This window comes from Pseudomonas sp. SWRI77 (assembly GCF_014269105.1).
GTDB lineage: Bacteria > Pseudomonadota > Gammaproteobacteria > Pseudomonadales > Pseudomonadaceae > Aquipseudomonas > Aquipseudomonas capeferrum.
Genome location: NZ_JABWRV010000005.1, coordinates 151,598 through 178,200, shown reverse-complemented (window position 1 = coordinate 178,200; position 26,603 = coordinate 151,598). Strand labels below are relative to the sequence as shown.

General features: G+C 62.8%; 16 protein-coding genes. 8 read left to right on the top strand and 8 right to left on the bottom strand.

The annotated features are described in order from the left end of the window. Window positions 1–22: 22 nt before the first annotated feature. Together HU766_RS07575 and HU766_RS07570 are read right to left on the bottom strand one after the other, a co-directional pair. On the bottom strand, window positions 23–265 hold the full coding sequence (locus HU766_RS07575) for a hypothetical protein (protein WP_033699033.1): 243 nt from the start codon (window positions 263–265) through the stop codon (window positions 23–25). Then, window positions 258–1,025, bottom strand: a complete 768-nt coding sequence (locus HU766_RS07570) for a VacJ family lipoprotein (protein ID WP_186655014.1) — start codon at window positions 1,023–1,025, stop codon at window positions 258–260. Before HU766_RS07570 ends, HU766_RS07575 begins: the two co-directional genes overlap by 8 nt. A 168-nt stretch (window positions 1,026–1,193) precedes the next feature. Between HU766_RS07570 and HU766_RS07565 the strand changes: the two genes are divergently transcribed. Together HU766_RS07565 and HU766_RS07560 are read left to right on the top strand one after the other, a co-directional pair. Continuing rightward, window positions 1,194–1,904 (top strand): response regulator, encoded by a 711-nt coding sequence (locus tag HU766_RS07565; RefSeq protein WP_186655011.1) that lies wholly within the window; start codon window positions 1,194–1,196, stop codon window positions 1,902–1,904. Then, window positions 1,901–3,256, top strand: a complete 1,356-nt coding sequence (locus HU766_RS07560; protein WP_186654997.1) for an ATP-binding protein — start codon at window positions 1,901–1,903, stop codon at window positions 3,254–3,256. The genes HU766_RS07565 and HU766_RS07560 overlap by 4 nt, the downstream gene beginning before the upstream one ends. A gap of 14 nt (window positions 3,257–3,270) precedes the next feature. Here the strand turns inward: HU766_RS07560 and HU766_RS07555 are convergent, their stop codons facing one another. Both HU766_RS07555 and dkgB read right to left on the bottom strand, forming a co-directional pair. Beyond that, on the bottom strand, window positions 3,271–3,735 hold the full coding sequence (locus HU766_RS07555; RefSeq protein WP_186654994.1) for a DUF1348 family protein: 465 nt from the start codon (window positions 3,733–3,735) through the stop codon (window positions 3,271–3,273). Window positions 3,736–3,897: 162 nt separating this feature from the next. After that, on the bottom strand, window positions 3,898–4,701 hold the full coding sequence (gene dkgB / locus HU766_RS07550; RefSeq protein WP_186654992.1) for a 2,5-didehydrogluconate reductase DkgB: 804 nt from the start codon (window positions 4,699–4,701) through the stop codon (window positions 3,898–3,900). A 238-nt stretch (window positions 4,702–4,939) separates the two neighbouring features. Between dkgB and HU766_RS07545 the strand changes: the two genes are divergently transcribed. Together HU766_RS07545 and HU766_RS07540 are read left to right on the top strand one after the other, a co-directional pair. Next, the gene (locus tag HU766_RS07545; RefSeq protein WP_186654989.1) at window positions 4,940–8,989 is read left to right on the top strand and encodes a leucine-rich repeat domain-containing protein; all 4,050 of its coding nucleotides are present in this window, start codon (window positions 4,940–4,942) and stop codon (window positions 8,987–8,989) included. A gap of 100 nt (window positions 8,990–9,089) precedes the next feature. Further along, complete coding sequence (locus tag HU766_RS07540) at window positions 9,090–14,327, top strand: NEL-type E3 ubiquitin ligase domain-containing protein (protein WP_186654987.1); 5,238 nt, start codon at window positions 9,090–9,092, stop codon at window positions 14,325–14,327. Window positions 14,328–14,399: 72 nt separating this feature from the next. Here HU766_RS07540 and HU766_RS07535 read toward each other — a convergent pair whose 3' ends face one another. Both HU766_RS07535 and HU766_RS07530 read right to left on the bottom strand, forming a co-directional pair. Further along, window positions 14,400–14,894, bottom strand: coding sequence for a DUF934 domain-containing protein (locus HU766_RS07535; protein WP_186654985.1), 495 nt, complete (start codon window positions 14,892–14,894; stop codon window positions 14,400–14,402). Beyond that, on the bottom strand, window positions 14,878–16,530 hold the full coding sequence (locus tag HU766_RS07530) for a nitrite/sulfite reductase (protein ID WP_047581084.1): 1,653 nt from the start codon (window positions 16,528–16,530) through the stop codon (window positions 14,878–14,880). The genes HU766_RS07535 and HU766_RS07530 overlap by 17 nt, the downstream gene beginning before the upstream one ends. 215 nt (window positions 16,531–16,745) lie before the next feature. On the opposite strand from HU766_RS07530, the gene HU766_RS07525 reads away from it, so the two are divergent. Continuing rightward, the gene (locus HU766_RS07525) at window positions 16,746–17,822 is read left to right on the top strand and encodes an ABC transporter substrate-binding protein (protein ID WP_033699017.1); all 1,077 of its coding nucleotides are present in this window, start codon (window positions 16,746–16,748) and stop codon (window positions 17,820–17,822) included. A 297-nt stretch (window positions 17,823–18,119) separates the two neighbouring features. On the opposite strand, the gene HU766_RS07520 is transcribed toward HU766_RS07525, so the two are convergent. Further along, on the bottom strand, window positions 18,120–18,338 hold the full coding sequence (locus HU766_RS07520) for a DUF2970 domain-containing protein (protein ID WP_033699015.1): 219 nt from the start codon (window positions 18,336–18,338) through the stop codon (window positions 18,120–18,122). A gap of 107 nt (window positions 18,339–18,445) precedes the next feature. Then, window positions 18,446–22,153, bottom strand: a complete 3,708-nt coding sequence (metH, locus tag HU766_RS07515) for a methionine synthase (RefSeq protein ID WP_156310781.1) — start codon at window positions 22,151–22,153, stop codon at window positions 18,446–18,448. Between the two features lie 165 nt (window positions 22,154–22,318). Between metH and HU766_RS07510 the strand changes: the two genes are divergently transcribed. The 3 genes from HU766_RS07510 (at window position 22,319) to nfuA (ending at window position 26,451) form a co-directional block, all read left to right on the top strand. After that, window positions 22,319–24,619: a fatty acid cis/trans isomerase gene (locus HU766_RS07510; RefSeq protein WP_047581147.1), complete on the top strand. Its 2,301-nt coding sequence runs from the start codon at window positions 22,319–22,321 to the stop codon at window positions 24,617–24,619. Window positions 24,620–24,773: 154 nt separating this feature from the next. Beyond that, window positions 24,774–25,808 carry an acyltransferase gene (locus tag HU766_RS07505; protein ID WP_186654981.1) on the top strand — a complete coding sequence of 345 codons (1,035 nt, stop codon included), beginning with the start codon at window positions 24,774–24,776 and terminating at the stop codon, window positions 25,806–25,808. Window positions 25,809–25,866: 58 nt separating this feature from the next. Further along, complete coding sequence (nfuA, locus tag HU766_RS07500; RefSeq protein WP_012271640.1) at window positions 25,867–26,451, top strand: Fe-S biogenesis protein NfuA; 585 nt, start codon at window positions 25,867–25,869, stop codon at window positions 26,449–26,451. Window positions 26,452–26,603: the final 152 nt, after the last annotated feature.

Sequence of the window (26,603 nt, the reverse complement as noted above, 5' to 3'; positions counted from 1 at the left end):
GATGGCGCGCTGAAAAACGCCATCAGCATGGCTCGCCTTCTGCGCCTTCCCTGGCCATCCACTTCAGCAGCGTTGCGATGGGCACGCGGCGGTGCACTTCGTGCCGCTGCTGCGCAGCTGCCTCGCCAGAGCGTTCGCGATAGCGGCTGATGATCAGGTCCCGGCCATCCTCGGAGACCCGGGCCTCCAGTTCGTGTAGCAACTGTTGCCGGGCGTTGCTCTCCAGGCGCCTGAACAGTACCACGGGTGGTTGTGCATCACGCATCGGCCGGCACCCCCTGGCAGCGCGCTGGGTGGTCAGCTTTGCCCTCGGCCACCCGCTCGGCACGCTGCTGGGCAGTGTAGTCGCGCACGGCCTGATAGTAGTCTGGCTGAGTGCGCAGCCTGTCGGTCAGCGGCAGCACGTCGGCGCGGCCATCCACCAGCCCACCTGCCGTTGCCGCGTTGCCCAGGGTGTCGACCGTGTCGCTGTTGTCGCCAAACGGCGCGACTGCAATGCCCAGCACCCTGCCGGTTGCATCGCGCAGGTTGTGCGTGCCGAGCAACGGCAGTTCGACGATCGGGCCATCGGCAATGTTCCACACACCGAAGGTCTGGCCAAAGTCCGAGGTGTGTCGGGCCAGCCCCATCTTCCCGGACACATCGACCAGGCCTGCCACGCCCAGGGTCGTGTTGAAGGTGAAGCGTGCAAGGCTGGTCATTGCCCGCTCGCCATTGCCTTGCAGCAGGTCGTTGAGAAAGACCTTGGGCTCGCCGAAGTTGGCGACGAAGTTGTGCACGCCCTGCTGGGTGAAATCAGGCAATGCGCTATAGCCACGGGCGATGGGTGCCAGCAGGTAGTCATCGACACTTCGGTTGAAGGCGAACACGGCGCGGTTGGCGGGTTCGGCGGGGTCGCTGAGTTGATAGGCCACAGGCTCGCAGGCACTGGCAGGCGGCCGCTGACTGCAGCCCGCGGCGGCGAGCAGTGACAGGGCGAGTAGGGCATTGCGGGCTGAAGACCAGGCATGGGGGAGGGTGGGCATGGGCGCATTCCTGACAAGAACTGGCGCCGATGGTGTGGCCGATTGATTGCCTGGGAATGTCCGGATTGCTTCGCGGTTGTCACTTTGTTTCTGGGTTGAAATATATGACGGCAGCTGCGCGATGGCCGTACAGTAAGCCTTTACTGTCCCTGTTCGCGGTGCCCCGGTGTGAGCCATTTGCTGATTGTCGACGATGATGTCGAAGTACTCGACCTGCTGCAGAAGTTTCTCCGTCAGCATGGTTACGAAGTCGATGTGGCCAGTGATGGCAAAGGCCTTTGGCAGGCGCTCGAACGGCGGGTGCCAGACCTGGTCATTCTTGATGTGATGCTGCCGGGCGACAGCGGCCTGGTGCTGTGCCAGCGCTTGCGTGCCGAATACAAGGTAGCGGTGATCATGCTCACCGCCATGGGCGAGCTGAGCGACCGTGTGGTCGGGCTGGAGCTGGGCGCGGACGACTACCTGACCAAGCCGTTCGCTGCCCGTGAACTGTTGGCCAGGGTGCGGGCGGTGCTGCGCCGGGCAGGCGAAAGCGCGAGCAGCCCACCCGCTGACGTGCGTACGGTACTTGAGTTCTCGGGCTGGCAACTGGAGGTACTGCGCCGTGAGTTGCGCTCGCCAGAGGGCGTGCTGATCCCCTTGTCCACGGGCGAATTCGAACTGCTGCTGGTGTTTGCCGAGCACCCCAGGCGTGTGCTCAGCCGCCAGCAATTGCTGGACCTGGCGCGGGGTAAAGCGCACGAAGCCTATGATCGAAGCATCGATGTGCAGGTGAGCCGGCTGCGGCGCAAGCTTGAGCGCGATGACGACTGCGAGCCGCTGATCCGCACCTTGCGCAACGTCGGCTACCTGTTCAGCGCCAGCGTGAACAAACGATGAGCCCGCTTGCCTGGGTGCGCAAGGCGCTGCCGCGACCGCGGGTCACCATCGCCCGCTGGATTGCACTCACCACCCTGGCTGCCATGCTTAGCCTGCTGCTGCTCAAGTGGCTGTTCAGTGTGCTGCTCAGTGTGTGGGCGCAACCGCCGTTGCTGGAAAGCGGCCTGATCGACAAGGTTGCCTCGGTCGCCCGCATGATCGACGCCGCGCCTGCGGCGCAGCGGCCGGCCCTGGCCAGCGCAGCGGGTGATGCGGCCTACAGCGTGCAATGGCTGCGGCGGCATGCCGACGCTGGGTTGCCGACCCTGGCCGATAGCGAATTTCGCGAAGGCGCGCCGACCTTGCGTGCGCTGTTGAAGCGCCCGGATGCGCAGATCGAGGTCTTCGGACCGCAGGATCTGCCCGCGCAGGCGCAGCAGCGTGGGTATGCCCTGCTGATCGAACTGTCGGACAAGTCGTGGCTGCTGTATCGCGCCAGCGACCGCAGCTGGGGGCTGGATGAACTGCCGCGCAACCTGATCATTCTGGCGTTGATGATTGCCTCCAGCCTGGCCTTGGCGCTGCTCGCCACGCGTTACCTCGCCCAGCCTCTGGAGCGTTTCGCCGAAGGGGCGCGGCGCTTTGGCAAGGACTTCAACGCGCCGCCGATACCGGTAGTCGGCCCTTACGACCTGCGCCGGGCCATCCTTGCCTTCAACGCCACGCAGGCCCAGCTCAAGCACTTTCTCGATGACCGCACGCAAATGCTCGCCGCCATCTCCCATGACCTGCGCGCCCCGCTGACCCGCATGCGCCTGCGCGCCGAGTTCATCGAGGACAGTGAACTGCAGGCCAAGTTGTTCAAGGACGTGGACGAGATGCAGGCGATGGTCGACGCCGCACTGCAGTTCTTCCGTGACGATGCGCGGCTGGAGCCGAGCACGGCGTTTGACCTGGGTGAATTGCTGTCGACGGTGGTGGATGACTTCAGGGATGCAGGCCTGGACATCCGCCTCAGCGGCCCGCGCCGCTGCGTCTATGCGGGCCGGCCCATCGGCATCAAACGGGTGGTGGTGAACCTGATCGACAACGCAGTGAAGTACGGCTGTGAGCCGACCGTGCAGTTGCACGTTGCTGACGAGCACCTCGTCATTGCGGTGCTTGACCGAGGGCCGGGCATTGCTGAGCCGCTCCAGGCGCGCGTTTTCGAGCCTTTCTACCGCATCGAAGGCTCGCGCAACAAGGACACCGGCGGGGTGGGCCTTGGCTTGCCGGCGGCACGCGCCATCGTGCTGGAGCAGGGCGGCAGCGTGACCCTGAGCAACCGCCAGGGCGGCGGGCTCGAGGTCAGGGTCACACTGCCGGTCGGTTGACCGGGCCGCCGTGCTCAGAGCCCCAGGTCACTGAGGCCAGGGTGATCGTCCGGGCGCCGGCCCAGGGGCCAGTGGAACTTGCGATCCGCTTCGGCTATGGGTTGCTCATTGATACTCGAATGGCGGTAGTGCATCAGGCCATCGTCGGCGAACTCCCAGTTCTCGTTACCATACGCGCGGAACCATTGGCCGCTGTCATCGTGGTACTCGTAGGCGTAACGCACGGCAATGCGGTTGCCGGTGAAGGCCCACAGCTCCTTGATCAGGCGATACTCCAGCTCATGGTTCCACTTGCGTGTCAGAAAGGCCTGCACCTCGGCCCGGCCACGGGGGAACTCGACGCGGTTACGCCACACCGTATCGGGCGTGTAGGCGAGTGCCACCTTGGCCGCGTCGCGGCTGTTCCAGCCGTCTTCGGCGAGGCGGACTTTTTCGATGGCGGTTTCGCGGGTGAAGGGGGGCAGCGGTGGGCGGGGCATCGTAGGCACTCCTGAGGTGATTTGCACCTGTTCAGAGTAGTCACCGAGTCTGGTGAGGAGAATGGGTGCGTTTGACACTTCATAGTTGCGGGCTGCGGAACAATGCGCTGTACGGGGTAATATCGAGTTCTGGCACCGTAGCGCAACCCAGGTTCAGCCGGCTCAGTCCCAGTGCGGCGCCAGGCCGTCGGGGCTGACTTCGCGGCCATTGCGCTCGAGGGTGGCAATGCGCGCCATGTCGTCGGTATCCAGGTGCAGGTCACGGGCGAGCAGGTTGCTGGCCAGGTTTTCGCGCTTGGTGGAGGACGGGATTACCGCATAACCCAGTTGCAGGGCCCAGGCCAGCGCGACCTGCGCGACGGTGGCTTTGTGCTTGGCGGCGATTTCGGCCAGCAGCGGGTCCTTCAGGACCTTGCCATAGGCCAGGGTCATGTAGGAGGTGACGGTGATGCCCTGTTCCTTGAGGAAAGCGCTCAGCGCGCTGTTTTGCAGATAAGGGCTGAGCTCGATCTGGTTGGTGGCGATTTCGCCCTTGCCCACCACTTCGATGGCCTGGCGGGCCAGGTCGATGTTGAAGTTGGACACACCGATCTGGCGGGTCAGGCCCAGCGCCTTGGCCTCAGCCAGTGCAGTCATGTATTCGGGCAGCTCGATGCCATTGCCCGGTGCGGGCCAGTGGATCAGCAACAGGTCGACATAGTCGGTGCGCAGTTTGGCCAGGCTTTCGCGCAGGCTGGGGATCAGTTTGTCGGCTGCATAGTTGTCGACCCAGATCTTGGTGGTGATGAACAGCTCGCTGCGCGCCACGCCGCTTTCGGCAATGGCCTGACCCACGTCGGCTTCGTTCTTGTAGATCTGTGCGGTGTCGATGGCGCGGTAGCCCAGTTGCAGTGCCGAGCTGACCGAGTCGATGACGGCTTGGCCGTTGAGGCGGAAGGTGCCCAGGCCGAAAGAGGGAATGCTCATGGAAGTGCTCCTGTTGAGTGAGACTGTTCGAGTGGGCAGCAGTGTGCGGGGTTCAGGTGAAATGATTAAGGCGGGTCTGGGCGAAGGTCATTTGACTTGTAGTCACGAATGGCGGGGGTGACCGTGATCAAGTCGCAGGCAATCCATCGATTGCCGCGCTGGTTGACTTAAGTAGTGCGGCTGCCCGGCGCACCGCTGTTTAGCTGCGGGCTGAACCTCCAACCGGAAAATGCCGCCCATGACCACGCCATCGCAGCAACCCAATCTCACCGACACCCTCATCGCCAGCCTATTACCCACCTGGCTCAGCACGGCCTCACTCGATCACCTGGGCAAATTGCGGACAAGTCTGCAGCACCAGCAGCGCACCCAGCACAGGCTGGCGACGCTGTTTTCCCGTGTAACCCCATTGGATGCCTTCGCCGAAGCGTTGCTTGACCAGGCATTGAGCGATCGACAGTTGCCTGGGCTTGATGTGCGGCAGGTCAAGTTGCGGCGCACCACCATCCTTCCTGGTTCGTCTACGGTACCTGGCGGGTTGGGCCAGTCGCAGACCGAGGTCAGCGAGGTGACGTTGCTGGCTGCTGCGCTGCACAACTTCGCCGAACAGGAAGCCGCGCCCGCAGGCTCGCTGCAGACCCAGGTGATCGTTGACGCTGAAGGCACGGTGCAGGCGCTTGACCCGCAAACCTACGTTGCGCTATGCCGAAGCGTGGATATCGGGGGGCAGTACCAGGGGCATCTTGAATCCATACTGCTGGCGCCGGGCGTGCCGGGTGCGCAGGTAGGCGCATTGCTCGAAGAAAGCGCCCGCGCCAACCTGGAGGCCGACGTGCGCCTGGCGGCAGCCAAAGGCGAGATCGATGAGCGTACGTACTTGCAATGCCTGCCGGTCATCGCGGAAGTTGCCGTGGTGGCGTCCGACCCAACCCGTTTGCTGCCCTTCGAACTGCGCCTGCTGGGCAAGTTGATGCGCGGGATGGTGGCGTTCGAAGCGCGCCAGGAGGGGCTGCCGAGCGCACCGCTCGAGGGGGTGTTGCTGTGGGTGCCGGATGATGTTCATGGTGCGTTGCAACGTTATGATTGCTGGGATGACCTGTGGCAGGCCCTGGGCCAAAGGTGCCGGCAGGACGGCTATCCTGCCTTCATTCAGCGCTTCGTCAGCGAGCGCGACCGGTGCGCCTTCAGCCAGACACTGCAACGTTTGTTGCAGACCCATACCAACAGCCAGACAGTCCAGCTCGATGGCCGCAGCCAGGCGATCGAAGGGCAGCTGTTTCAGCATGTACGCCAGGTGCGTATCGATACGCTGCTTGACGATGCGTGCGTGCTGGCCACACCCACTGCCAAGGCCAACCAGGCAGAGCGCGAGCGGCGCATGGGCGACTATGCCAGTGCAGGTCTTGACCTGTTGGGGCTGGCCAGCCTGTTCGTCCCCGTGCTTGGCCTGCCGTTGTTGGGTATCGCTGCGTTGCAGGCCAGCCATGAGGTTTATGAAGGGTATGCCGACTGGCAGCTAGGGGACCGGGAAGGTGCGCTGAATCACCTGTGGGGCGTTGCTGAAAACCTGGCCGCAGGGGTGGCATTGGCGTCGATCGGTTTGGTAGCAGGGCGCCTGATCGAACGGTCTGCCTACGTGGACGCATTGATGCCGGTGTTGACCGAAAACCATGGGTTGCGCCTGATCGATGCAGCTCTGCCAGGCTACGCGCTGCCAGATGGAGGACTGGCCGTTGGCGAGCGGGCCGAGGTGGTGGGGCAGATGCGCTTGCGTACCCACCTGGCGACCTACCAGGTGGTCGAGGATGCTAAAGGGGCGGGCTTGCGCATCCGCCACCCCAGCAGGGCGCAGGCCTACTCGCCGTTGCTCGACGGCAATGGCGAGGGCGGTTGGCGCCATCAGTTGGAAGCCCCACAGCATTGGCAGGGTTCTACGCAACTGATGCAACGCTTGAACAGTGCCTGGGCGGCGCTCGAGCCACTGACTGCCGAGCATGTCATGCGCATTACAGGCTTCGATGAAGCGCGTCTGCGCCGCTTGCACCTTGAGCATGCGCCAGCGCCTGCACGGTTGCAGGATGCTGTGCAGCGCTACCAGTTGCATGCACAGCATCCCGCGTTGCACGGTGACGCTTTCGAGCTGCACCTGAGTGGGCTGCAGGCCCCTGCAGAACCCGCCGAGCGGGTGTTGAGGCGCGACTTCCCCGGCCTGACGCCGCGTGGCGCGCGGGAGATTACCCAACGTGCGGGGCCCGAAGTGATCGAAGCCATGAACAGCAGCCAACGCGTGCCGCTTGCCTTGGCCACCGAAGCACGCTGGCTGTTGCATGATTGCCGCTTGGATCGTGCCTGCGCAGGGTTCTATCAGGCGGCAGCGGTGAATGCTGACACCGAGCGGTTGGCGCTGGGCCTGATCGCAGAGGCGGCACCGTGGCCGCAAACCGTGCGGGTCGAGCTGCGCAGCGAGCGCCTGGACGGCGATCTGCTCGCCCAGTGCGGTGCACAGGATGCCAGCCAAGTGAGGTACATCGTCAGGCGTGGCCAGGGTTACCAGGCTCTGCATGAATCGGCGGCGCCACTGCCGTCGGCGAGCGAAAATGACAGCCTCTGCCAGGCGCTATGGTGGCACCTCGATGAGGCGCAGAAGCAGGTGCTTGGCGAGGGTGTAGCTACGGCTGAGCAGCTTGGCCATACCTTGGCCATTCGCGCTGGCGAACCAAGGGAGCGCGCGGCAACGTTGCTTGGCATGGCGCCGGCAGAGGGGGCTGTACGCCCGCCAGTGCGCCTTGGCGATGGTCGATTGGGCTACCCGCTGAGTGGTGGCGATGCCTCGCGCCCACTGCGCGGTCAGGTATTCACCACGGCAGACCTGCGTGCCCGCCGGTCCATTCGCACTGGGCTGCACCAGTTGTTCACACACCGCTCGGCAAGGGATGTGATGTGGTTGGCGATGCAACTGGAGCAGAGGCCGGGCCGCACGGTCTGGACAGCGTTCAGTGACCTGGCCAGGCAGGTCGAGCGGCTAGACCTCAGCCTGCGTGGTTGGCGGGGGCAAGCCACGCCGGAAAATTACCATCGCCGCCAGCGCGTCGGGCAACTGATTCGTGAGGCGTGGGAGCCTGATTTCTATGGACCCGGCGGTGTGGAGGAGTTGGTAGTACGCAATGAGCCAGTCGAGGGCCTGCCCCTGCTGCCAGCTGATATCCAGTTCGCGAACCTGCACCGACTGTGCTTGAGCAATCTCAGGTTGACCTCGCTGGAGGATGATTTCCTTGGCCGTTTCACCCAGTTGCGGAGCCTGCGATTGAGTGGCAACAAACTGACTGCGGTGCCTGGCTTGAGCGGCCTGCGCCGTTTGATCAGCCTGGACCTGCAGCACAACCGCTTGACCACCGTCGATGGGGTTCAGCATATGTCGTCGCTGACGCAACTGATCTTGAATGACAACGAGGTCAGTGAGGTGCCTGGGTTGGCAACGCTAACCAGACTCACCCGTCTGGATCTGCGGCGCAACCGGCTGACTGCGCTTGAGGGTGTGGAGGGCCTGACGCTGCTGACTCAGTTGGACCTGAGTGACAACCTGTTGACTGGCCTTCCCGATCAGATTCACAGCTTGATCCGGCTACAGTATCTGAGCCTGAGCAATAACCAGTTCACGTCGGTGCCAGCGGGTGTCGAGCGCATGGTCGGGTTGACCAAGTTGAACCTTGCCGGCAATCGCCTTGACCAACTGCCGGAGGCGTTAGGCGGGCTGAGCCGGTTGTTGCAGCTGCACGTGGCCGAGAACAGGCTAGTGAATGTCCCGGCGGCCATTGGTAACCTGACCAGCCTTAAAATCCTCAATTTGCGCGGCAACCAGCTCACCGCGATACCCGAGGGCCTGGAACGGCTGAGACAGCTGAGCGAACTGTACCTGGGCGATAACCAGATCGTCATCGATGTCTCAGGCGGCCAACGCCTGGAAGCGTTCAGCGCGTTGCGAACCTTCACCTTGAATGGCAACCCGATCGGCATGATCCCGCCACTGCGTAACCTCGACCACCTGGCCCATCTGTCGCTGCGCTCGACAGGCCTGAGGGAATTTCCATTGGCTTTTCTGGAGCATCATCCGCAGCTGTACGTGGACCTTGCCGATAATCTGATCGTCGAATTGAGCGAGCGGGCCTTGATCTGGATTCGCCAGCACCCGAACCGGCTCAACATCAACAACAATCCCCTTGATGAGCAGGTGCTGGCACGTTGGCGTGCCGCGCGGGTGCAGTTCGACACGCTAAGCCAGCGCGGTTGATTCAAGGGCTGCCGCTGCCAGTGGGGCGGTTTGCAATAGTTACCGCCAGCCCCCCGCTTGGCAGTGGTGCAATCGCAGCTCTCGCCATAAGGAGCCTGTGATGCAGACCCCGCCATTTCCCGAAGCGTCAACAGATGCCTTGATTGCCAGTCGCTTGCCTGCCTGGCTGACCGAGGCCCCACTCGATACCCTTTACGCGTTACACGAAAGCCAGCGCCGTCAACAGCAGGTACAACAGCTACTGCACGACCTGCTGGCGCAGATCGCACCGCTGGACGTGTTCGCCGCCCCATTGCTGCAACACGCACTGCAAGCGCAGCATCAGCTGACGCTCGATGTGCGTCAGGCCACATTGCGACGCAGAACCTTACAGCGCTTCCCCTCGCACATTGCGCACGTGCCAGATGGGGTCAAAGAACAGGTTTATGAACACAGCTTGCTGCAATCGGCCTTGCATAACTTCACCGAGGGCGAAACATTCGCCAGCGCAATCATGCAGGGGACCGCGGTGCTGGATGCAACCGGGCAGCCTTGTTCGCTTGCTCCCAAGGCATTCTTCAGGCTGTGCCGCTCGCTAGACCTCGGGGGCCAGTACCAGTCGTACCTCCAGGCGCACCTGACACCAGCAGGGGAGGCCGGTCGTCAACTCGAAGCACTGATCGAGGAGGGCTTGCGTGCAAACCTGGAGGCGGCGTTGCGGTTATCGCTGGCCAACGGGGAAATTGCGCAGCACGCTTATGAACATTGTGCTGCGCTGGTTGCGCTGTTTTCATCCGAGGCGTTTTCGGCTTCAGGGCTGCGGCCCATGCAACTGCGGGTATTCGGTCAGCGGGTACGCGGTGCGGTGGCGTTTGAAATCACTCATCAGGAGGCCACTGGTGAGGTATTCGAGGGGATATTGTGCTGGATCCCCGATGACCCTCAAGGCCCCTTGACCTGGTACCCGTCCTGGGATGTCTTGTACTTGACCCTGGGCAAGCAGTTTCGCTTGCCTGGGTACGTCGAGTTCTTTCAGCGGTTCATCGGTGCACGTGACCTGCAAGCCTACGTGCGCGCCCTGGATAACGCGCTGAAAGCCACCGACCGGGATGTGCCGGTCGAGCTTGACGGGCGTCATGAAGCAATCGAGCTGCCGCTGTTCGAGCATTTGCGCACGCAGCAGATCGACACCCTGCTGGACAACGCCAAGGTGCACGGCGTGCCCACTGCAGAAGTGGATGCGCAGGTACGCGACAGGCGCCTGCATTTCTACCTGAGTTTTGCCCTTGATGCGTTGGGCCTGGCAAGTTTCGCGCTGCCCGTGCTGGCTTTGCCGTTGCTGGGCATCACTGCGCTGCAGGTGGCGGATGAGGTCTACGAGGGTTATGCCGATTGGCAACTGGGGGACCGCCAGGGCGCTCTGGAACATGTGTATGCGGTTGCAGAAACCGTGGCCATGACCGCTGTGAATGCTGGTGCAGGCGCAGCATCGCACCGGCTGGCGCGTAACGTACGGGTCGAAACGTTGGTGCCGGTGCATGCGGTTGATGGCACGGTGAAGTTGTGCGACCTCGACTTGCCAGGGTATGCCGTTCAACACCAAGGCACCGTCGGCACGGTGGTCACGGTGCAAGGCGCAGAAGTGGTGCGTACCCCCCTGGCCAGCCATGTGACCTCAGCAGACGGCGAAACCCAGCAGCGCCGTATCCGCCACCCCACGCGCAACAATGCCTACGCACCGTTGCTTGAAGGCAACGATGCCGGTGGCTGGCAGCATGAACTTGAGACCCCACATGAATGGCACGGCAGTGTTCAGCTGTTCAAGGACCTCGCTGCAGATTGGGCGAACCTCGACGAGCAGGCCATACATAACGTGATGCGGGCCACAGGGCTCAATGAAGACCTGTTGCGCCGATTGCATGTGGAACACGCCTCGCCCCCGGCCCGGGTGTTGGATGCGCTGCAGCGGCAACAGTTGCACACGCAGTTGCCAGGGCTGCAAGGCGAGGGCTTCGAGCTGCAGTTGCTGGCGCAGCAGCCCTGGCCGTCCGAGGCCGAAACCCTGCTGCGTCGGGATTTCCCCGGGTTGTCGGTGCTGGGCGCGCGGGAGATCATCGCACACGCTGGTGAAGACCTGGTCGAGCAGTTGCAGGCACACCAGCGTGTACCGCTGGCCTTGGCCGAGCACGCGCGCTGGTACTTGCGCGATACGCGCCTGGACCGCGCTTGCGCGGGGCTGCTGCAAGCCGCAGCGATCAATCGTGATACCGAGCAACTGGCGCTGGGCCTGATCGCTGACCGTGCTCCTTGGCGCGGCGTGCGTATCGAGGTGCGTGGCGATACGCACTTGGGCGCACGGTCTGCCTGGGCCGGTGCGCAAGAGGCTAGTGAAGTCCGTAGCGTAGTCCGAACTGCCCATGGCTATCAGGCGTTGGATGCGCACGGTGTCCCGCTGCCTTCGGCAACGGCCGAAGACTCTTTGTTCCAGGCCCTGTTGCTGCAACTTGACCCTTGGCAGAAGCGGGCTTTGGGTAACGCTGGCGACTCACCTGAGGCGCTGGCTGAGGCGCTGTCGCTGTGGGCCGGTGAGCAGCGCGATCATGCCGCAGCGCTGTTGGGCATGGCGCCGATCGGACGTGGTTTCAGGCCACCGGTACGGCTCGGCGATGGTCGCCTGGGCTACCCGCTGAGCGGGCGTGGCGAGAGCAGCGATCGTGCGTTGCGGCGCGGTATCCAACGGCTGTTCCCCGACATTGACTCAAGTACGATGGCACGCTTCGCGCAAGACGCCCGCGCGCTTGGGCTGACCCCTTGGAACTACTACTTGCGCCTGTGTGAAGAGCTGCGTGCCCTGGATCATGCATTGGGCCTTTGGCGGCGACAATCGTCCGGGCCGATCCAGTTGCTCAGGCGGGTGCGTATGGCACGGCGGATTCGTCATGCCTGGCAACGACGCGTGCACGATGTTGAAGGGCATCCAGCACTGACGCTGGAAGGCACGCGCCTGGGCACCCTGCCGGAACTGCCAGAAACGGTGCGTTTTGATCATGTGACCACGCTTACCCTGCGTAGCCTGGATCTGACAACTGTCGACTCGGCTTTTCTCGCCCGCTTTCCCAATGTGCATCGGCTGGATTTGTCGTCTAACCGGTTAACATCGATACCCGAAACTGCTGCATTGACGCAGCTTCGGCAGATTGATCTGCGCGACAACCTCATCGTTGATATCAGCGAAGCGCAGGCGAACGCGCTGCGCGCCAACCCCGAACGGGTGCATTTGCTGGGTAATCCGCTATCGGCAGTAGCACGCGAGCGGCTGCCGCTGGGGGCGCCTGCAGTACCACTCGAGCAGGGTGCAGGAAGCAGTGAGCGCTGGTTCGAAGGGGTGAGCGAGCACGAAGCGGCACTGCATCGCAGCCAGTGGCGGGCGCTTGAGCATGAGGCTGGCAGCGGCGGGTTCTTCGCATTTCTCGATGCGTTGCGGGCTAGCGAGAAGTTTGCGCTTGAACCCGCAGAGATGCGGCGTCGGGTAGGCGAGTTGATAAGCGCCATGTACCACCATGCTCACATTCGACAGGCAATTTTCCTGCAAGCGGCTGTGCCTCGCAGCAGCGTCGACCTTGATGCCCTCATCATCAGGTTGCAGGTTGCATTGCGTACCGATGGGGTGCACGGCCGGCGTATCGAGCGTGAGCTGCGTAGCCTTGGGCGTGAGCTGTTCAGGCTCGATCAGGTGAACCGCTTTGCTGCACGTCATATGGAAGGCCTGCGTCTGCGCGCCGTGTCATTCAACCCGAGTGAGATCTACCTGGCATTTCGGGCACAGCTCGCAGAGCAGTTGGGCATTTATGGCCAGCCGACGTACTTGAGTTTCAGGCACGTCGAGCATGTGACGCCAGATGATCTTGTCGGGGCCGAAGCAGCTGTGTACGAGGCCGAGACGTCCGAGGCGCTCAGCCAGTTCCTGGCGCAGCAGGCGTTCTGGGAAGATCACGTTCGGGTTGCTTACGACGATCAGTTTGCCGTCATCCGTCAGGCCTACGTTGAACGACAAGCCGCACTTGCCGCAGACCAAGGCCATGATCAGGGGGCGCCAGAAGCGTTGGCACGCATCACCGAACAGCGCCGGGAGGAGGAGCAGGCACTGACGCTGACACTGGCCCGCGGCAGTTACTGGACATGGTATCGGCTCCACCCTCCCCAGGGGCCTGGCACCCGGGCGTTTGCGCACCTGTCGAGGCGGCTTGAAACAAGCCTGGCGCTATGGCGCGGGTTGCCGGGCGAGCCAGAGCATTCAGCGCGGTCCCATGTCGCGGATGTACTGCGCACGCTCTGGCAGTCGAATTATCGCGAAGAAGGGCCGTCCCTGAGCACAACCCGCACGGGAATGACCATCAGTTCTTTGCCAGTGCTGCCCGGCGGCATCATGTTCGACCGGCTACGAGCCTTGTCTCTGGGCAGTCATCAGCTTTCGACCATCGAGCCTGATTTCCTGCGTCATTTTCCCAATCTGGAGGTCTTGCAGCTGTCTGGCAACCGACTGACCGAGCTTGGCGGGCTGGAACACCTGCCGCAGTTGCGCAGCTTGGACCTTGGCGGAAATCTGCTTGAGACGGTGACAGGGTTGCAGCACCTGACCCTCCTGACCGATCTGGACCTCAGTGGCAACCACCTTGAGCAACTGCCGGCCGGAGTCGAGCAGTTGGCCCAACTGGCCAGCCTGGACCTTTCGTTCAATCGGCTCAACGTACTCGATGAGCGCATCGGGCAGTTGGCAAGCCTTGAGAACCTGCAGTTGAGCGGTAACCTGCTGAGCAGTGTGCCCAGCAGCCTTGGCAACCTTGCCCAACTGAATATTCTCAACCTTGGCGCGAACCGCTTTGCCACTGTCCCGGAGCATTTGAATCATCTGGGCAGGCTGACCCAGCTGTACCTGCACGACAATGTGATAACCCTCGATGCAGCAAGCCAGTTGCGCCTGGAGTGGTTCTCCCAGTTGGAAGTCCTGGACTTTGATGGAAACCCGTTGGGTGTGGCCCCTCAGTTGCGCTACAACGTTCACCTGCAGTACGTGTCGTTGCGTGCAACAGGCTTGCGCAGTGTTCCGCTGGCGTTGATGCAGCGCTACCCGGACCTGGTCGTGGACCTGCGTGGTAACCGCATTGCGACGCTTGGCGAGGACGCGTTGAACTGGATCGAAGCCCACCCGGAAACGATCAATCTCGAACACAATCAGCTGAACGAAGAGGTCATGCAGCGAATACGCGAGGCGCTGGCACGGGTGCAGGCCGAATGGGCCAGGGCGCTAGAGCAGCAGCAAGCCACTGCGAGCAGGAAACCCCGGGGCCGCAGAGGCTGAAAAGCGGTGTTGCGTGGGTTGCGGTAGAAGAAAGGGTACGGCCCGCCGGGTGGTGGGCCGTACTTGCAGCGGTCAGCGGCGGCGGAACAGCGGCAGCGGTTGATCGGTGGCGCCCTGATAGGTCACCGAGAAGTCTTTCAGACCTTCCAGTGCATCTTCCGGGTCCTTGTCGGGACGGATGGCAAACGCATCGAAACCGCAACGGGCCATGAAAAACAGCTGGTCGCGCAGAACGTCGCCGATGGCGCGCAGCTCGCCTTTGAACTGGTAGCGGTCACGCAGCAGGCGCGCGTTGGAGTAGTTGCGCCCATCAGTGAAGGCCGGGAAGTTCAGGGCTATGACCTGGAAGTGCTGCACGTCCTCGCCGATCTCTTCCGCTTCCTCGTCGCTGTCCAGCCACACGCCCAGGCCGCCGTCGCGGGCCTTGAGCACGTGGGCATGGTCACGCCACAGTTGCAGCGGGACGATGTAATCGTCGCAGTTGCTCAGCTCGTCGAGGGTGGTTTCCTTGGGCAGCAGGTGCCAGGTTTCGTCGACGATCTGGTTGTTCTTAATGATTCGCTGCATAGACGCGTTCCTTGAAGGGGTCGATGCCGATACGCTGGTAGGTGTCGATGAAGCGCTCTTCCTCGGTACGTTGTTCGACGTACACGGCGATCAGCTTTTCAATCACGTCGGCCATGGCGTCCTGGGCGAAGGATGGGCCGAGGATCTTGCCCAGGCTCGCGTCACGCGCAGCGTTGCCGCCCAGGGACACCTGGTAGAACTCCTCGCCTTTCTTGTCCACGCCGAGGATGCCGATGTGGCCCACGTGGTGGTGGCCGCAGGCGTTCATGCAGCCAGAGATGTTGAGGTCGATCTCGCCGATGTCGAACAGGTAGTCCAGGTCGTCGAAACGGCGCTGGATGGATTCGGCGATCGGGATCGACTTGGCGTTGGCCAGCGAGCAGTAGTCACCACCCGGGCAGCAGATGATGTCGGTCAACAGGCCGATGTTCGGCGTGGCGAAGCCACCTTCACGCAGCTCCTGCCACAGGGCGTGCAGCTGGCGCTGTTCGACGTCGGCGAGGATGATGTTCTGCTCGTGCGAGGTGCGCAGGAAGCCAAAGCTGTAGCGCTCGGCGAGGTCCGCCACGGCGTCCAGCTGCTTGTCGGTCAGGTCGCCAGGGGCAACGCCGGTGGGCTTCAGCGACAAGGTCACGGCCACGTAGCCAGGGCGCTTGTGGGCGCGGGTGTTGCGCGAGCGCCAGCGAGCGAAACCTGGGTATTCGGCGTCCAGGGCACTGTAATCGACGTTGTCGAGGGCCAGGTAGTCCGGGTCGACGAAGTGGCGCGACACGCGCTGGACTTCATCTTCGGTCAGGGTGCTGCTGCCGCCACGCAGGTGGACCATTTCGGCCTCGACCTTTTCGGCGAACACTTCAGGCGTCAGCGCCTTGACCAGAATCTTGATCCGCGCCTTGTACTTGTTGTCACGGCGACCGTAACGGTTGTACACGCGCAGGATGGCGTCCAGGTAGCTGATCAGGTCCTGCCAGGGCAGGAACTCGTTGATGAACGAGCCGACCACCGGGGTACGGCCCAGGCCGCCGCCCACCAGCACGCGGAAGCCAAGCTCGCCGGCTTCGTTGCGCACCGGCTCCAGGCCGATATCGTGCACTTCGATGGCAGCGCGGTCTTCCTTCGAGCCGTTGATGGCAATCTTGAACTTGCGCGGCAGGTAGGCGAATTCCGGGTGGAAGGTGGTCCACTGACGGACGATCTCGCACCACGGGCGCGGGTCGATCAGCTCATCTGCGGCGACACCGGCGAACTGGTCGGTGGTGGTGTTGCGCAGGCAGTTGCCGCTGGTCTGGATCGCGTGCATCTGCACCGTGGCCAGCTCGGCAAGGATGTCCGGGATGTCTTCCAGCGCCGGCCAGTTGTACTGCACGTTCTGGCGGGTGGAAATGTGGGCGTAGCCCTTGTCGTAGTCGCGAGCGATCTTGGCCAGTGTGCGGACCTGGCGGGCGTTCAGCTGGCCATAAGGCACGGCGACGCGCAGCATCGGCGCGAAACGTTGGATATACAGGCCGTTCTGCAGGCGCAGAGGGCGGAATTCTTCTTCGCTCAGCTCACCGGCCAGGTAGCGGCGGGTCTGATCACGGAACTGCTTGACGCGGTCCTCGATGATCCGCTGATCGTACTCGTCGTATACGTACATAAAAGTCCTGTCTCAGGCTGCATGCAGCTATTCGCGCGCACGGCCGCGCACTCCGGTTCGGAGCTGGGAAACGATATCAGAGTGTGTTTATGCGCTAAAGTGATGTTTTTGCATATGAAAAGAACCAAACGAACTAAGTGAGACTGACTGGCATTTGTTCGTCAACGCGGGTCGTAGGTTTATACTCGCGGGTTTGTTGCAAGGGGTGTAACCGCATGCTCAAGGCGCTGTGCCAAAGCTTGTGCCTGAGCCTGCCGTTGGCAGCCAATGCGCAGGCTGCTTCAGTCGTGTTCCTTAACCCGGGCCTTTCGAACGAGACATTCTGGGTTGGCTATTCGCGCTTCATGCAGGCGGCGGCCGACGACCTGGGCCTGACGCTGCGGGTGGAATACAGCGAACGCAGCGCCGAACGTGCGCTGAACCAGGCACGGGCGCTGCTCAAAGGCCCGCAGCGCCCGGACTACCTGGTGCTGGTCAACGAGCAGTACGTGGCGCCGGAAATCATCCGGCTGTCCCAGGGCACCGGGGTCAAGCTGTTTCTGGTCAATAACGGCCTGACCGCCAGCCAGGCGCAGAGCATCGAGGCCCAGCCCGAGAAGTATGCCCAGGTACTGGGCACGTTGATCACCAACGACGAGCAAGCCGGTTACCAGATGCTGCACGAGATGGTCGCCCTGCTGCCGCCGAGCAACGAGCCGGTGGACCTCGTGGCGTTTGCCGGGGTCAAGACCACCCCCGCCTCGCAACTGCGTGAAGCGGGCATGCGCCGCGCCTTGGCCGACTTCCCCCAGGTGCGCTTGCGCCAGGTGGTGTATGGCGGCTGGAACCGGCAGCGTGCATTCGAGCAGGCGCAACTGCTGTTGCAGCGCTACCCGGGCACACGCCTGGTGTGGTCGGCCAACGACGAGATGGCCTTCGGCGCCATGCAGGCGTTCGAGGCTGCCGGGCGAATACCGGGGCGGGATGCGGTATTCAGCGCCGTCAACAGCTCGCCGCAAGCGCTGCGTGCGCGCATCGACGGGCGTCTGGGCGTGCTCATGGGCGGGCATTTCACCTTGGGTGGTTGGGCCATGGTCATGCTCAATGACGATGCGCAGGGGCTGCCGATCAATCGGGACGGGCGGCGTGAGCACAGTGTGCCGGTGCTGCAGTCGATTGACCCGGACAAGGCCCGACGCTGGCTCAAGCTGCTCGGACGTGACGACTACGGCGTCGACTTTCGACGCTACAGCGCTGAAGGCCGTCCATCCGATTTTCAGTACCCCTTCCTGACATCCCCTGTGGACTATTGATCTGCCTGGCTGCGACTGGCGAAAAACCCTGCTTGAGGGAAGGGCATTGCTCGTCTTTACTGCTTTGGGTGAAGTGCATTCCCATAACCACTACAAGAGGCAATGCAATGGGAAACTCAACCAAGGTCCGCAAAGCTGACAGCAGTGTCGATGCCTGGGCGATTCTGTGCTTGATCGTGCTGGTGGTCGTTACCGCCGTGTATTGGGTCAGCCACCAGTAGACTTCCCGTCAGACCGTGATGCAGCCTGAGCGCCTGCGGGGTGGATGCCCGCAGGCGTTTTCATGCAGGCTGAACGTCAGCGTGCCGTCAGGTGCATGGCCAGCTGCACCAACCCGATCAGCAGCAGAATGAACAGCAGGGTGAACACCGTGCCCATGGCAATGAAGTGGCTGGCCTTGCCGTGGGTGAAGTCGCGCGCGCGGTTCTTGCCGCTTTGCACGCCGAAGGCGGCGGCGAGGATGCTGTGCAGCATTTGCCAGAAGGTGGGGGGCTTGCCTTGGCTTGAGTCGTCCATGGTGGCTCCTGGGTTTCGGAGGCAATCAGGGACAGTGTAGGCAATGCCAGGGTAGTTGGCTTTGCTGGCCCTTTCGCGGTTGAACCCGCGAAAGGGCCAGCAGAGTCTTAGTTGTCGTACCCGAGGTTAGGTGCCAACCAACGCTCGCTCACGCTCACTTCCTGGCCCTTGCGCGCGCTGTAGCGCTCGATCTGGTCCTTGTCTACCTTGCCCACGGCAAAGTACTGCGCCTGTGGGTGGGCAAAATACCAGCCACTGACCGCCGCCGCCGGGAACATCGCGAAGTGTTCGGTCAGGAACACGCCGCTTGCGCCGGTCTCGCCAATGGCCGTGCCATCGAGCAGGCGGAACAAGGTTTCTTTCTCGGTGTGGTCCGGGCAGGCCGGGTAGCCTGGGGCAGGGCGGATGCCGCTGTACTGCTCCTTGATCAACGCCTCGTTGTCCAGGTGTTCGTCACGGGCGTAACCCCAGTGCTCTTTACGCACCTGTTCGTGCAGCCACTCGGCGCAGGCTTCGGCCAGGCGGTCGGCCAAGGCCTTGACCATGATCGAGCTGTAGTCGTCGCCCTTGTCCTGATACGCCTTGGCCACTTCCTCGGCGCCGATGCCGGCGGTGGTGATGAAGCCGCCGACGTAGTCGGTGACACCGCTGCCCTTCGGCGCGACGAAGTCGGCCAACGACCAGTTCGGCTTGCCGTCGGGCTTGATGGTCTGCTGGCGTAGGTGGTGCAGGGTCGCCAGCGGCTGGCCGTCGTCGCCATACACCTCGATATCGTCATCGGCGACCTGATTGGCCGGCCAGAAGCCGAACACTGCGCGGGCACTGATCAGCTTCTCGTCGATCAACTTGTCGAGCATCTCGCGGGCATCTTTGTACAGCGCTGTGGCCGCTTCGCCGACCACTTCGTCGGTGAGGATGCGCGGGAACTTGCCGGCCAGGTCCCAGGAGATGAAGAAGGGGGTCCAGTCGATGTACTCGGCCAGGGTCCGCAGGTCGATGTCCTGCAGCACCTTGACGCCGGTGAAGGAGGGCACTGCGGGCTGGTAGCCGGCCCAGTCGTATTGCGGCTTGGCGGCAATCGCCTTGGCGTAGCTCAGGCGCTCGGTACGGGCACTGCGGTTGGCCGTGCGCTCGCGGACATCGACGTAGTCCAGGCGGGTCTTTTCGACGAAGCCGGGTTTGAGCTCCTTGGACAGCAGCTGGGTCGCTACGCCGACGGCGCGCGAAGCGTCGGTGACGTAGATCACCGCGTCGTTGCTGTACTTGGGCTCGATCTTCACGGCCGTGTGCGCCTTGGACGTGGTTGCACCACCGATCATCAGCGGCAGGTTGAAGCCCTGGCGCTGCATTTCGCGGGCAACGTGGACCATCTCGTCCAGCGACGGGGTAATCAGGCCGGACAGGCCGATGATGTCGCATTTCTCGTCGCGTGCGGTTTGCAGAATCTTCTCTGCCGGTACCATCACGCCGAGGTCGACGATGTCGTAACCGTTACAGCCCAGGACCACGCCGACGATGTTCTTGCCGATGTCGTGCACGTCGCCCTTGACCGTGGCCATCAAAATTTTGCCCTTGGCCTCGGGCTTGTCGCCTTTTTCGGCTTCGATGAACGGGATCAGGTGGGCTACGGCCTGCTTCATCACGCGTGCCGACTTGACCACCTGGGGCAGGAACATCTTGCCGGCACCGAACAGGTCGCCGACCACGTTCATGCCGCTCATCAGCGGGCCTTCGATGACCTCGATGGGCCGCGCGCATTGCTGGCGGCATTCTTCGGTGTCTTCGACGATGTGCGCAGTGATGCCTTTGACCAGGGCGTGTTCCAGGCGCTTGCCGACCGGCAGTGAGCGCCAGGCCTCGTTCTCGACTTCCTTGGTGGCGCCGCCGCCTTTGTAGTCGTCGGCAATGGCCAGCAGTGCATCGGTGCCTTCCGGGGTACGGTTGAGCACCACGTCCTCGACCTTGTTGCGCAGGTCGGCCGGGATCTCGTCGTAGATCTCCAACTGGCCGGCGTTGACGATACCCATGGTCAGGCCGTTGCGGATGGCGTGGAACAGGAACACCGAGTGGATCGCTTCACGCACCGGGTTGTTGCCGCGGAACGAGAACGACACGTTGGACACCCCGCCCGAGCTCAGCGCGTGCGGCAGGTGGTCACGGATGTAGGCGCAGGCTTCGATGAAGTCGACGGCATAGTTGTTGTGCTCTTCGATGCCGGTGGCGACGGCGAAGATGTTCGGGTCGAAGATGATGTCTTCCGGCGGGAAGCCCACTTCGTTGACCAGGATGTCGTAGCTGCGCTTGCAGATTTCTTTCTTGCGCGCGGCGGTGTCGGCCTGGCCGACCTCGTCGAAGGCCATCACCACCACGGCGGCGCCGTAGCGTTTGCACAGGCGGGCGTGGTGCTTGAACTGCTCGACGCCTTCTTTCATGGAGATCGAGTTGACGATGCCCTTGCCCTGGATGCACTTCAGGCCCGCCTCGATCACTTCCCATTTGGAGGAGTCGATCATGATCGGTACCCGGGAGATGTCCGGCTCACCCGCGATCATGTTGAGGAAGCGGACCATGGCGGCCTGGGAGTCGAGCATCCCTTCATCCATGTTGATGTCGATCACCTGGGCGCCGGCCTCGACCTGCTGCAGGGCCACTTCCAGGGCTTCGGTGTAGTTCTCTTCACGAATCAGCCGGGCGAACTTGGCCGAGCCGGTGATGTTGGTGCGCTCGCCAACGTTGACGAACAGCGACTGACGATCGATGGTGAACGGTTCCAGGCCCGACAGGCGGCAGGCCTTGGCGATTTCCGGGATCTCGCGAGGTTTGTACTTGGCCACGGCCTCGGCGATGGCCTGGATGTGGCCCGGGGTGGTGCCGCAGCAGCCGCCGATGATGTTGAGGAAGCCGCTGGCGGCGAACTCCTCGACCACTGCGGCCATCTCGGCCGGGGTTTCGTCGTACTCGCCGAAGGCGTTGGGCAGGCCGGCGTTGGGGTGCGCCGAGACATGGGTGTCGGCCTTGGTCGACAACTCTTCCAGGTACGGGCGCAGGTCCTTGGCGCCCAGGGCGCAGTTCAGGCCCACGGAAATCGGCTTGGCATGGCGCACCGAGTTCCAGAAGGCTTCGGTGGTCTGCCCGGACAAGGTCCGGCCGGAGGCGTCGGTGATGGTGCCGGAGATCATGATCGGCAATTCGACCTGGTCATCCTCGAACACCTGCTGCACGGCGAAGATCGCCGCCTTGGCGTTGAGGGTGTCGAAAATGGTTTCGATCAGGATCAGGTCGGCACCGCCCTCGATCAGGCCGCGGGTGGCCTCGACGTAGTTTTCCACCAGCTCGTCGAAGGTGACGTTGCGGTAGCTGGGGTCGTTGACGTCCGGGGAAATCGAGCAGGTGCGGCTGGTCGGGCCAAGCACGCCGGCGACGAAGCGCGGTTTGTCGGGCGTCTCCAGGGTCTTGGCATCGGCGACCTGGCGGGCGATGCGCGCGCCTTCGACGTTCAGCTCGTAAACCAGCGACTCCATGGCGTAATCGGCCTGGGAAATCTGCGTGGCGTTGAAGGTGTTGGTTTCGAGAATATCGGCGCCAGCATCCAGGTAGGCTTTTTCGATGGCGGCGATGACATCGGGGCGGCTGAGCAGCAACAGATCGTTGTTACCCTTTACATCGCTTGGCCAATCGGCAAAGCGCGTGCCACGATAGTCGTGTTCCTCGAGGCGATAACTTTGGATCATAGTACCCATGCCGCCGTCGAGGATCAGGATGCGCTCTTTGAGTGCGTGCTGGAGTGCTTGGAGACGAGCGCTGCGGTCGGACATAGGAACTACCTGGTCGGGCGATATCAGAAGGTGCCGAATCATAACAAAGCTGCGCGGTTTTTAGGCGCATCGCCCATTTGCATGAATTTTGCTCATGTTGACGCACAAGCACCCAGGCGCGACCAGGCAATCGTGATGGCTTTCAGGAACCAGGACTTTTCGCACATGCTGCAACGTATTCTTGCCGGCGTCTTCGCCTTGCTCATCAGCGGCGTGGCGTTCGGGCAAGCCCCCCAGTCGAGTCCGGCCATTTCCTACACCCGGGACATTCAGCCGATCTTCACCGAGAAATGCGTGGCCTGCCACGCTTGTAACGACGCGGCCTGCCAGCTCAAGCTGGAAAGCCCCGAAGGGGCCGTGCGCGGGGCCACCAAGGTACCGGTGTACCAGGGCGACCGAAGCAAGGCGGTGCCCACCACGCGGCTGTTCTACGACGCCCACAGCGAGGGCGAGTGGCGCAAGAAGGGCTTCTACTCGGTGCTCGACAGCCAGGGCAGCCAGGCGGCGCTGATGGCGCGCATGCTCGAACTTGGGCACAAGACACCGCTCACGCCCAATGCCAAGTTGCCCGAGGACATCGTCCTGGGGATCAGCCGCAACAACATGTGCCCGTTGCCCCATGAGTTCGACGCCTACGCCGGCGCGCACCCCAGGGAAGGCATGCCGCTGGCGGTCACCGGCCTGACCGACCAGGAGTACAGTACGCTGCAACGCTGGCTGGCCACGGGGGCGCCGGTAGAGTACCAGCCGGTCCAGCCGAACCCGGCCGAGGCCAGGCAGATTGCCGACTGGGAAGAGCTGCTCAACCGCCCGGGCTCCACCGAAGCCCTGGTCGGGCGTTGGCTGTACGAGCACCTGTTCCTTGCGCACATCTACTTCGTTGGCGGGGAGCAGGGCCACTTCTTCCAGTGGGTGCGTTCGCGCACGCCCAGCGGCCAGCCGGTCGACCTGATCGCTACCCGTCGCCCCAACGATCCACCGGGCACCGACTTCTATTACCGGCTGATTCCGGTGCAAGGCGTGATCGTGCACAAGACGCACATCACCTACCCAATGGGCCCACAAAAGCTCAAGCGGGTGAAGCAACTGTTTTACGCCGGTGACTGGCACGCTGCGGCGCTGCCCGGCTATGGCCCGCGTCATCGGGCCAACCCGTTCGAGACCTTCGAGGCGATCCCGGCGGTGGCGCGCTACCAGTTCATGCTGGACAACGCCGAGTACTTCGTGCGCACCTTCATCCGCGGCCCGGTGTGCCGTGGGCAGATTGCGACCGACGTGATTCGCGACAACTTCTGGGCGCTGTTCCAGGAGCCGGCCCATGATCGCTACATCACCGATGCCCAGTACCGCGGCGCCGCCACCCCGTTGCTGGCCATGCCGGGGCAGATCGATGACGTGGGCAGTGTGCTGAGCCTCTGGCACGCCTACCGCGACAAGCGCAACGAGTACGAAAAACTGCGCCGCGAAGCCTATGCCGAAATGCCGGCGCCGGGCTGGTCGACGTTGTGGGCGGGTAACGACAATGCGCTGCTGAGCATTTTCCGCCACTTCGACAGCGCCTCGGTGAGCAAAGGCCTGGTCGGCGATGTGCCGCTCACGGTGTGGCTGTTCGACTACCCGTTGCTGGAGCGCACCTATTACCAGTTGGCGGTCAACTTCGATGTGTTCGGCAACGTCTCGCACCAGTTGCAGACACGCCTGTACTTCGACCTGATCCGCAACGGTGCCGAGGTCAATTTCTTGCGCCTGATGCCGGCCGATCAGCGCGGTGCGATCCTCAGCGACTGGTACCAGACCAGCGGCAAAGTGAAGATGTGGCTTGACTATGAAGACATCGACACCGATACCCCGAGCGGCATCAAGCTCGACCCTGGCAACCCCAAGCGCGACTTCGGCCTCAAGCTGTTGCAGCGCACCGGCAGCCTGAATGCGGCGCCCGACCCGATCAACCGGTGCCAGGGTGCCTACTGCTCACGGCCGCAAATGAGCGAAGAGTTCCGCAATGCCGAGCAGTCGCTCAGCCGCCTGGTGTCGCGCCCGGCGGCGGGGCTCAAGGTCATCAACCAGCTGCCTGAGGCAAGCATGCTGCGCATCGAAGGACAGGGCGGTCAGCGCCAGGTGTACAGCCTTCTGCGCAACCGTGCGCACAGCAACGTCGCCTTCCTGCTGGGCGAGGCTTCCCGCTATCAGCCAGGGCTGGACACACTGACCTTGTACCCGGGCGTACTCAGCAGCTACCCGAATTTCATCTTCAACATACCGACCCAGGATGTGCCGGAATTTGTCGAAGACATGGAGTATGCGCGTGATGACCCGAGCAAGTTCGAGCGCATCGTCATGCGCTGGGGTGTGCGCCGTAGCCATCCGCAGTTCTGGCAGTACTTCCATGACCTGAACAGCTACATCAAGGAGACCCAGCCGGTGGAAGCGGGTGTGCTGGACATGAACCGCTACGAGAACCTCTGATCGGTTGGCCTGACCTTTCCGGGGTAGCTGCGGTCGGAAACGGTAGGTGGTCCTGATCGACTGCAGGGGGGGGCTGCTGGGCAGCCCTTCCCGGGTAACGCCCCCTCTGCGTTCGGTCACTGGCCTCAATGCACCGGCAATCGCAGGGTATTCCATGCTGTATTCGCTTCAGGCACTGCGGGCGTTCGCCGCCTGGGTGGTGGTTTGCCACCATTTCATGCAGATTTTCTTCGACTTCCACGCCCGCGGCCCGATCGGCCAACTGCTTACCGACCGGGGCGCCGTAGGCGTCGATATCTTCTTCGTCATCAGTGGGCTGGTGATCTACCTGTCGACCCGTGACAAAACCATCGAACCGCGTCAGTTCCTGCTCAACCGGGTGCTGCGCATCGTGCCGGCGTATTGGTTCTACAGCTTGCTCATGGCGGGCCTGCTGCTGGCGGCCAGCCGCTGGATGCCGCACCAGCAGTTCGACTGGCAGCACCTGTTGCTGTCGTTGCTGTTCGTGCCAGCGGAAAACCCTGGGGGGTACGGGCTCTACCCGACCTTGAACGTGGGCTGGACGCTGAATTTCGAGATGTTCTTCTACCTGCTGTTCGGCCTGGCGTTCCTGGTGCGCCAGCGCCATCACCTGTGGCTGGTGAGCGCGGCGCTGTTGCTGGTCAGTGAAGTGCTGGGCCGGCTGGGCGTGCTCAGCCATTTCTACAACAACGACATCATCTATGAATTCCTGCTCGGCATCGGCCTGGGTGTGCTGTATCGCCGGGGCCTGATTCGCGAGGGCGTGTGGATGCCGCTGGCGTTGCTCGGGGTGGCGGGGTACGCCCTCTATCACCTGGACGCTTCCCAGCGTCTGTTGCACTGGGGCGTGCCCAGTGCCTTGGTGGTGCTGGCCTTCATTGCCCTGGAACCTTGCTTCAAGGGTAACCAGGTGCTCAAGGCACTGGGCGACTGCTCGTATTCGGTGTACCTGATCCACGTGCTGGTGCTGTATGCCGGCTGGTTTGCCAGCCAGCGGCTGCACTTGAACCCGTATCTGGTGTTTGCCCTGTGCGTGCCGTCCATTGGACTAATGTCCTGGTTCAGCTACCAGTGGCTGGAGCGTGGCTTGTACCGGCGAATGCAGGCCTGGCTGGCGGCACCACGGGGGCAGGCCCCGGCTTACGTGCTTTCCCGAGTCAAATACTAGGACTTTGTGCCGGGGCCAGGTTGGCGTACACTTGGCCGCAAGTCTGTGAGGAACTTACATGAGCGCTATAACCATTACCGACGCCGCCCATGATTACCTGGCCGATCTGCTCTCCAAGCAGAATACGCCCGGCATCGGCATTCGCATTTTCATCACCCAGCCAGGCACCCAGTACGCAGAGACGTGCATTGCCTACTGCAAGCCGGGCGAAGAGAAGCCCGACGACACCGCCGTGGGTCTGAAGAGCTTCACCGCTTACCTCGATGCGGTCAGCGTGCCCTTCCTTGAAGACGCGCTGGTCGACTACGCCACCGACCGCATGGGCGGCCAGCTGACCATCAAGGCGCCAAACGCCAAGGTGCCGATGGTCAACGAGGACAGCCCGATCAACGAGCGTATCAACTACTACCTGCAGACCGAGATCAACCCCGGTCTGGCCAGCCATGGCGGCCAGGTGAGCCTGGTGGACGTGGTCGACGACGGCATTGCCGTGCTGCAGTTCGGCGGCGGTTGCCAAGGCTGCGGCCAGGCTGACGTGACGTTGAAGGAAGGCATCGAGCGCACCCTGCTCGAGCGCATTCCCGAGCTCAAAGGTGTGCGTGACGTGACTGACCACACCCAGAAGGAAAACGCGTACTACTGACGAGTACGCGTCCTTAGCAACAAACTGTTACGGATTCAACCCCTGCGACAACAGGCCGCAGCCCGTATTCAAAGGGCTGCAGGCCAACACCGCCTTCATCGGGTAGAAGCACTTGGGGTGTCATGTAAGAATGCCCCGGTTTTTCGACCGGC